The organism is Inquilinus limosus, from assembly GCF_002195995.1.
GTDB lineage: Bacteria > Pseudomonadota > Alphaproteobacteria > DSM-16000 > Inquilinaceae > Inquilinus > Inquilinus limosus_C.
Window position 1 is genome coordinate 1 of the sequence record NZ_NHON01000173.1, and the last position, 6704, is coordinate 6704.

Below are 6704 nucleotides of genomic sequence, written 5' to 3' on the forward strand. Positions count from 1 at the left end.
GTCGAGGCCGGGGCGCGCGGCGCCCGCGGCGGCGGCCATGGCCACGGCATGCCGCAGCCGGCGGGTCTCCTCCGGCTGCGCCGCGGCGATGCCGGCCGGTCCGGCCGTCAGCCCGTCCGGCCGGGCGACCAGCGCCTCGGCCCGCCGGTTGAGATAGGCGGGCCGGCCCGCGGCGTCGCACAGGATCAGCCCGAGATCGATCCGGTCGAGCACGGCCATCGCGCCGGCCAGGCGCAGATCGGCGATGCCGATCGTCCGGCGCAGCTCCAGCGTGCGGGCGAGATGCGGCAGCACCGCCTGCAGCGCCGCCACGTCGCGGTCGGCGAAATCCGGCGCGCCCAGCACGCGGCGGACGGCGACGTAGCTGCGATGCGTCGGCGTCTGCTGCACCAGCGCCACGACGCCGTAGAAGTCGCCGTTCGGCCGCACCACCTGATTGTAGAAATCGGAGCGGAGGAAATCGCGCTCGGGCTTCAGCTCCAGGCTGCGCACGGCTCGGCCGAGCGGCAGGCCGGCGGCCCAGGGCGCGGTCCGCGGCGCGCCGGGGGCCGACATCCGGCTCAGATGGTCCGGATCCCAGCGCCAGCCGATCATCAGCTCGGCCCGTCGCTGCGGCTGGTCCTCGACCAGCAGCGATCCGCGCTGCCCGTCGGCCGCGGCGGCGATCGCCTCGACCGCGCCGGGCCAGGCATCCGGCGACGCGGCGGCATCGTAGATCCGCTGCACGGCCTTCAGGATCGCGTCCGCCCGGTCCATCCCCCCGCCCGCCGGAACCGCCACGCCAGCCTGAATCCTATCACAATCGGCGGCTTTGCGGTACGCGAGGCCGCGGGTTCAGGCCGCAATTCCCATGAATCAGGCCCCGCCGAGATGCTCGACCAGGATCCTGGCGCCGACCAGGACCAGGCCGAGCCCGCCCAGCACCTCGGCCAGCCGGCCGAGCCGCGCCCCGGCGCCGCGGCCGAGCAGGAAGCCCAGCAGGCACATGACGAAGGTGACCGCGCCGATGGTCAGGCTGGCGCTCCAGATGTCGATCCGGACGAAAGCGAGGCTGACCCCGACCGCGGTGGCGTCCAGGCTGGTGGCGATGCCGGCCATCGCCAGCGCGCCCAGGCTCGACCGCCGGTCAGGCGCCGCAACGCGGTCCGGCGTCAGCCCGTGCCAGGCCATGCGGCCGCCGACGGCGCCGAGCAGGACGAAGGCGACCCAGTGGTCGATCGCCGCCACCGCCTCGGCGAAGGCGATGCCCAGGGCCCAGCCCAGCAGCGGCATCACCAGCTCGAACCCGCCCAGCACGACGCCGACCCGCATCGCCTCCACCGCCTGGGCGCGGACCGGGATGCGGCGGGCGGAGGCGCCCTTGCCGATGGCGGCGGCGAAGGCGTCCATCGACAGGCTGAAGGCGAGGCCGAGCGTGGTGGCGAGGGGCACGGGTGACATCCGGGTGACGGTCGATGCGCCCCGGATAGCCGCGCGGATGCAATGGGTCAACAGCGCAAGTCTTTGTTCTGTAAAGGATATTTTGATGTCGCTATAGAATGAAGCCGGGGCTGAACCCTGTGCCGCCGGCTCGCTCCGCCGGGCTGCGGCGCGGCCGCCTCTAGGATTCGGAACGGGGGCCCGCCGCCTTCAGGTCCTCCGCCTCGCGGGCCTCGCGCTCGCGGTTCAGATAATCGGCCAGGGTGCGGCCGCTGACCGGCTCGAACCGCTCCTCCAGCGTCTCCAGCGCGTCGATGCGGTCGAGGCGGAAGCTGCGGAAATCCTGGCGCATCTCGCACCAGGCCGTGGCGGTCCAGCGGTTGCCCCAGAAGAACAGGCCGAGCGGCTGCACGATCCGCTCGCTGGTCGCTTCCGGCGCGCTGTAATGCAGCCGCAGCTTGCGCCGCCCGGCGATGGCCAGGCGGATCGGCTCCATCAGCTCGACCGGATAGGGTCGGCGGCCGGGGGCGTGGATCGGCACCTCGTCGAGCGAGGCGGCGCTGGCCTCGGGCAGCACGCCGGAGATCTTGCGCGCGGCGCTGCCGGCGGCGCGGGCCAGGGCCGGGTCGGTCCAGGCCGCGACCATGCGGGCGCCCAGGCTCAGCGCCAGCAGCTCCTCGGCGGTGAACTGCACCGGCGGCGGCTCGAAGCCGCGGCGCAGGCGATAGCCGACCCCGGCCTCGCCGTCGATCGGCGTGCCGCTGGCCAGGAGGTCGGCCATGTCGCGATAGATGGTGCGCTCCGAGACTTCCAGCGCCTCGGACAGCTGCTGCGCCGTGACCAGGGTGCGGCCGCGCATGAACAGCAGGATCTGGATCAGGCGGTCGGCTCGGCGCATCGGCGGCAGGCCCGCCGAAGGGGCAGGCAGGGTCAGAGGGAACGGCTCCTGAAGTGATAGAGCCGAACGCCCGGCCCGTCGATGACCTGCATGAAGCGGCCGAGGCCGGGCAGGGTGGGGGCCGCGGCGGCCGCCGCCTCCGCGCTCGCCATGTCGCGCCAGCGCACGATGTCGCCGAACAGCCCGTCGGCGCTGACGCCGAAGCTGCGGTCGATATAGCCGTCCAGCCCGGCCAGGGCCGCGCGGCTGCCCTCCGCCGCCTCGACCACGGTCTCGACTGCGGTCTCGACCGCGAGGCCCGGCCGGGCCCGGAACAGCACGACCTCGGTGACGAAGGCCATCGGTGTCTCTCCATGCGGGACGGCTCCGGAACGGGCCGTCGATGATGGAGAATACGACACCCCTCCTGACAGCATTCTGTCAGGAGGGGTGGGCTTTGGTGCAGCAACCGGAAACACCAAACCGTCATGGCGAGGCGCGCAGCGCCGTGGCCATCCAGGGGCCGATGCGAGCGGCCCTGGATGGCCACGCCCCCCAATTGGCGTAAATGGCGCGCCTCGCCATGACGGTGTTGGAAGGGGCGGCGGCAAGAACTCCCGCCGCCGCTCTCACACGTTCAGCTTGCGCACCGACTGGCGGAACTGGGCGCGGGCGGCGTCGATCGCCTTGCGCAGCTTGTCCAGGCCGGTGCCGACCTGCTCCAGCTCGCTCTCGCTGTCGTTCAGCTTGCCCAGATAGCGCTGGAACAGGTCGCTGTCCTTCGGCACGGCGCCGAGATTCTCGCGCAGCCGCGCCTGCTCCTGGCCGATCTCGGCCTGGCGCTGCTCCAGCCGCTGGGCGTCGGCCTCGCGGTCGCGGATGGCCGCGAGCTGGCCGGCGAGCTCCGCCATCGCCTGGCGCAGCTTGGCCGGCAGGGTGCGGTCCTCGGCCCAGGCGGCGATCTGGTCGTCGGCATCGTCGGCCAGGTCGACGCTCTGCGACACCGGCTGCTCCTGCGTCACCGTCACGGTCTCGGTCTTGCCGGCCGGCACCGCCTGGCGGATGCGGTACTGGCCGCCGACGATCTCGACCTTTCCCTTGTCCGGCGCCGTGAGGGTCCAGCTCTCGTAGCGCGGCGTCTGCAGCAGCACCGTGCGCTCCTCCCCGGTGGCGCCGGTGACGGCGTAGCTGACGGTCGAGCTCTGGGTGCTGGTCAGCTCCATCACGCCGTCGACGATGCGGGCGCGGGCCAGGGTGCTGTCCTGCTTGTCCTCGCGGTCCACCGTGACCTTCTGGTCGACGGCGAAGCTGACCAGCCGGGTCTCGCCGGTCGGCAGCGCGCCCAGCCGGGCGTCGCCGACATAGGCGACCGCGCCGTCGGCGCCGCGCTCATAGAGGGTCAGCACGCCGGGGGGCAGGCCGGTCTGGCCGTCATTCTTCAGGTCGACCGCGGCCAGCGGGTGCTTCGGCTCGGTCTGCGGCAGGTACAGGTCGACCCGGCTGGCCGGGATCTCGCGGTCGACGATCGGCACCAGCAGCGAATGGCCGGCGGCAACCGTCACCGGCTCCGGCAGGTGGAAGCTGACCTGGGTCGCGGTCTCGCCCGATTCGGCGGCGGTGACCTTGGCCAGCTGCTGCCGGGTGCGGCCGACCAGGGCGTCGGAGGCGCCCATTTCCGCGGCCGGCGCCGCCATCATCCGCGCCATCGGCGCCGGCGGGGGCGCGGGTTCGGCCGTGGCCATGCCGCCCTGCCCGTACCCGTCGGCGTCGCGGGCGCGCTCATCGACCGGCGGCAGCACCCGGCCGGCCACCTCCACCGGCACGTCCGGCCGGGCGACGGTGTAGCTCTGGTACAGCGCCTGGCGGAAGGTGACCGGGTTGCCGGAGACGACGGTCAGGTCGACCTTGTCCCAGTCGGCGCCGCTCATGTTCTCCAGCACCGCCCAGCCCTGCAGCCCGGCCTTGTCGGCCTTCGGGTCGGCGGCCAGGGTCAGGCGGTAGCTGGTCTTCCACAGCGGCGCCGCGACGACATAGCCGACGCGCAAGGTGCGCTCGCCGTCGCCGGTGGCGCGGATCGCCAGGGTGCGGCGGTCCTTGGCCGAATCGCGGGCCAGGGCGGCCAGGGCCGAATCCAGCTTGGCCTGCAGCGCCGGGTCGGCGAATTGCAGCCCGTCCGCCTCCTCCAGCAGGAACTGGCGCACCCCGCCCGTGGTCATCAGGCTGACGCGGTGGCGGGTGATCTCGGCGCCGTCCTTGTCCTTCGACGTCTCGGCCACCACCGACAGGATGCGGCCGGAGACGGCGCGGGCGCCGTCGACCCGGACCTCGGCGCCGCGCAGCGCGTTCAGGAGGTCGGCGGGGGAGGACAGCGCCTCCGGCCCGAACGGCATCTCGCGGAAGGCGGCGGCCAGCGGCTCGCGCCCGGGCAGGCTGATCTCGCCGATGCCGCCCTTGTCGTCATAGACGACGATGCTCTTCATCACGTCGTCGACCTGGTCGAGCGGCACGGCCAGGTCCAGCGTCTCGTTGCCGGTGACCTTGGCCTCGTACTCGAAATAGCCGACGCCGCCGGTCGACAGCAGCACGCGCTTCAGCGCCAGCGGCTCGGCGGCGAAGGCCGGCATGGCCAGGAACGCCGTGGCCATGACGGCCGGCAGGGCAAGGCGGATCGGTGTCATGCGGGGCCCCCTTCAGGATCGGTCGCGGCACCGACCATGGCGGCCGATCATGGCGATGCCGCGGCCGTGTGGGGTCGAGAATGGCGGAAAGATGCCCGCAGCGGGAGCCCGTTCGAGACTGCGCTGGCGTGAGTCGGCCGGCGGTGGTTTCGAGAACCGGAGCGCAGCGGACGTTAAAGTCCGTGAGCACCGGAAGCGGAAAAATCGCCGTCAGGCGGCCACATCAGTAGCGGTATCGGGCGGGCTCTCAGTCGAACGGCCAGCCGTCGTTGTTGTCGTTGCCGCGACGGTCGCGGCGCCGGCCGCCGCCGGTGCAGTCGGCGGTGTCGGTGCCATCGGTGCAGCGGTTGGTGCCGCCGTAGCGGCCTTCGTCGCATTGGCCGTTATAGGCGCGGCGGCAGCTGTTCGGGCCGTGGTCGCGGTCGCGGCTGGCATAGCCGCGGCAATCGGCGGTGTCGGTGCCGTCGTCGCAGCGGTTGGTGCCGCCGTAGCGGCCCTCGTCGCATTGGCCGTTATAGGCGCGGCGGCAGCTGTTGGCGCGGTCGTTGCGGTCGCCGCGGTAGCGGTTGTCGATCCGGGTGTAGCCGCCGTCGTTGTAGTAGCCGCTGTCGGCGTAGCCGCCGTCATTGCCGTAATACCCGTCCTGCGGCACGCAGGCGATGGCGCCGACGGCGACGGCGGTCAGGACGATGGTGCGCAGGAAAGTGGACAAGGGGTGGTTCCTCGAAGGCGTTTCTGGCCGGCCGCGATCCTCTGCGGGGCGGCGGTGCGGAATCAAGGCGCGACACCCCGTCCGGGTTCCGTTGTTTCAGGTGGAAGGATCGTGGACAGCGGGCGGCGGCGTGAGGCATGGTCGGTCGTTGCGTCGCCGCGGGGAAAAACTTGCGGATCCATCGCCGGGAACGCGAAGGGAGAACGATCCATGCGGATAGGTGTGCTGCGCGAGCGGCGGGATGGTGAGCGCCGGGTGGCGGCGACGGCGGACAGCGTGAAGAAGCTGGTGGCGCTGGGCGCGACGGTCGTTGTGGAGACCGGCGCCGGGCTCGGCAGTGCCGTGACCGATGACGCCTACCGGGCGGCGGGGGCTGAGGTGGCGCCGGACGCGGCCGCGGCTCTCGCGGGCGCCGACGTGGTGCTGAAGGTGCGCCGGCCCTTGCGGGGCGGCGAGGGCGAGGTCGACGAGCTGTCCCTGATTCCGCGCGGGGCGACCCTGATCGGCGTGCTGGAGCCCTATGACGACGCCGACAGCCTGTCGGCCTATGCGTCGGCGGGGATCGAGAGCTTCGCGCTCGAGCTGGTGCCGCGGATCACCCGGGCGCAGTCGATGGACGTGCTGTCGAGCCAGGCGAACCTGGCGGGGTACCGGGCGGTSYTGGAGGCGGCGTCGGTGTTCGGCCGGGCCTATCCGATGATGATGACGGCGGCGGGCACGGTGCCGCCGGCGCGCGTCCTGGTGATGGGCGCCGGCGTGGCGGGGCTGCAGGCGATCGCGACGGCGCGGCGGCTGGGGGCCGTGGTGTCGGCGACGGATGTGCGGCCGGCGGCCAAGGAGCAGGTGCAGTCGCTGGGCGCCAGCTTCGTCGCGGTCGAGGATGACGAGTTCAAGGCGGCCGAGACCGCGGGCGGCTACGCCAAGGAGATGTCGGCGGAGTACCGGGCCAAGCAGGCGGCGCTGATCGCCGAGACGGTCAGGAAGCAGGACATCGTCATCTGCACCGCGCTGATCCCGG

At 72.7% G+C, this 6704-nt stretch carries 7 protein-coding genes; 1 reads left to right on the top strand and 6 read right to left on the bottom strand.

Annotated elements, in window-relative coordinates:
* From BWR60_RS35175 to BWR60_RS35200, 6 genes are all read right to left on the bottom strand, one after another.
* Positions 1–756: hypothetical protein (locus BWR60_RS35175; protein WP_218823831.1), on the bottom strand; the 756-nt coding region annotated here is incomplete at its 3' end.
* Positions 757–855: 99 nt separating this feature from the next.
* On the bottom strand, positions 856–1389 hold the full coding sequence (locus tag BWR60_RS35180) for a manganese efflux pump MntP family protein (protein ID WP_429913060.1): 534 nt from the start codon (positions 1387–1389) through the stop codon (positions 856–858).
* 211 nt (positions 1390–1600) lie between these two features.
* Positions 1601–2317, bottom strand: coding sequence for a helix-turn-helix transcriptional regulator (locus BWR60_RS35185; protein WP_088157877.1), 717 nt, complete (start codon positions 2315–2317; stop codon positions 1601–1603).
* Positions 2318–2349: 32 nt separating this feature from the next.
* Positions 2350–2658: a hypothetical protein gene (locus BWR60_RS35190; protein WP_088157879.1), complete on the bottom strand. Its 309-nt coding sequence runs from the start codon at positions 2656–2658 to the stop codon at positions 2350–2352.
* A 267-nt stretch (positions 2659–2925) separates the two neighbouring features.
* Entirely contained in the window at positions 2926–4974 is a 2049-nt protein-coding gene (locus tag BWR60_RS35195; protein WP_088157881.1) for a DUF4139 domain-containing protein, read from the bottom strand.
* Positions 4975–5221: 247 nt separating this feature from the next.
* A complete protein-coding gene (locus tag BWR60_RS35200; RefSeq protein WP_088157883.1) occupies positions 5222–5686 on the bottom strand; it encodes a hypothetical protein in 465 nt (154 codons plus the stop codon).
* 210 nt (positions 5687–5896) lie between these two features.
* Here BWR60_RS35200 and BWR60_RS35205 point away from each other — a divergent pair.
* Positions 5897–6704: NAD(P)(+) transhydrogenase (Re/Si-specific) subunit alpha (locus BWR60_RS35205; RefSeq protein WP_088157885.1), on the top strand; the 808-nt coding region annotated here is incomplete at its 3' end.

Coding starts and splice junctions, on each gene's coding strand:
- BWR60_RS35180 (WP_429913060.1), bottom strand. CDS start 1,389: ATGGACGCCTTCGCCGCCGCCATCGGCAAGGGCGCCTCCGCCCGCCGC.
- BWR60_RS35190 (WP_088157879.1), bottom strand. CDS start 2,658: ATGGCCTTCGTCACCGAGGTCGTGCTGTTCCGGGCCCGGCCGGGCCTC.
- BWR60_RS35185 (WP_088157877.1), bottom strand. CDS start 2,317: ATGCGCCGAGCCGACCGCCTGATCCAGATCCTGCTGTTCATGCGCGGC.
- BWR60_RS35195 (WP_088157881.1), bottom strand. CDS start 4,974: ATGACACCGATCCGCCTTGCCCTGCCGGCCGTCATGGCCACGGCGTTC.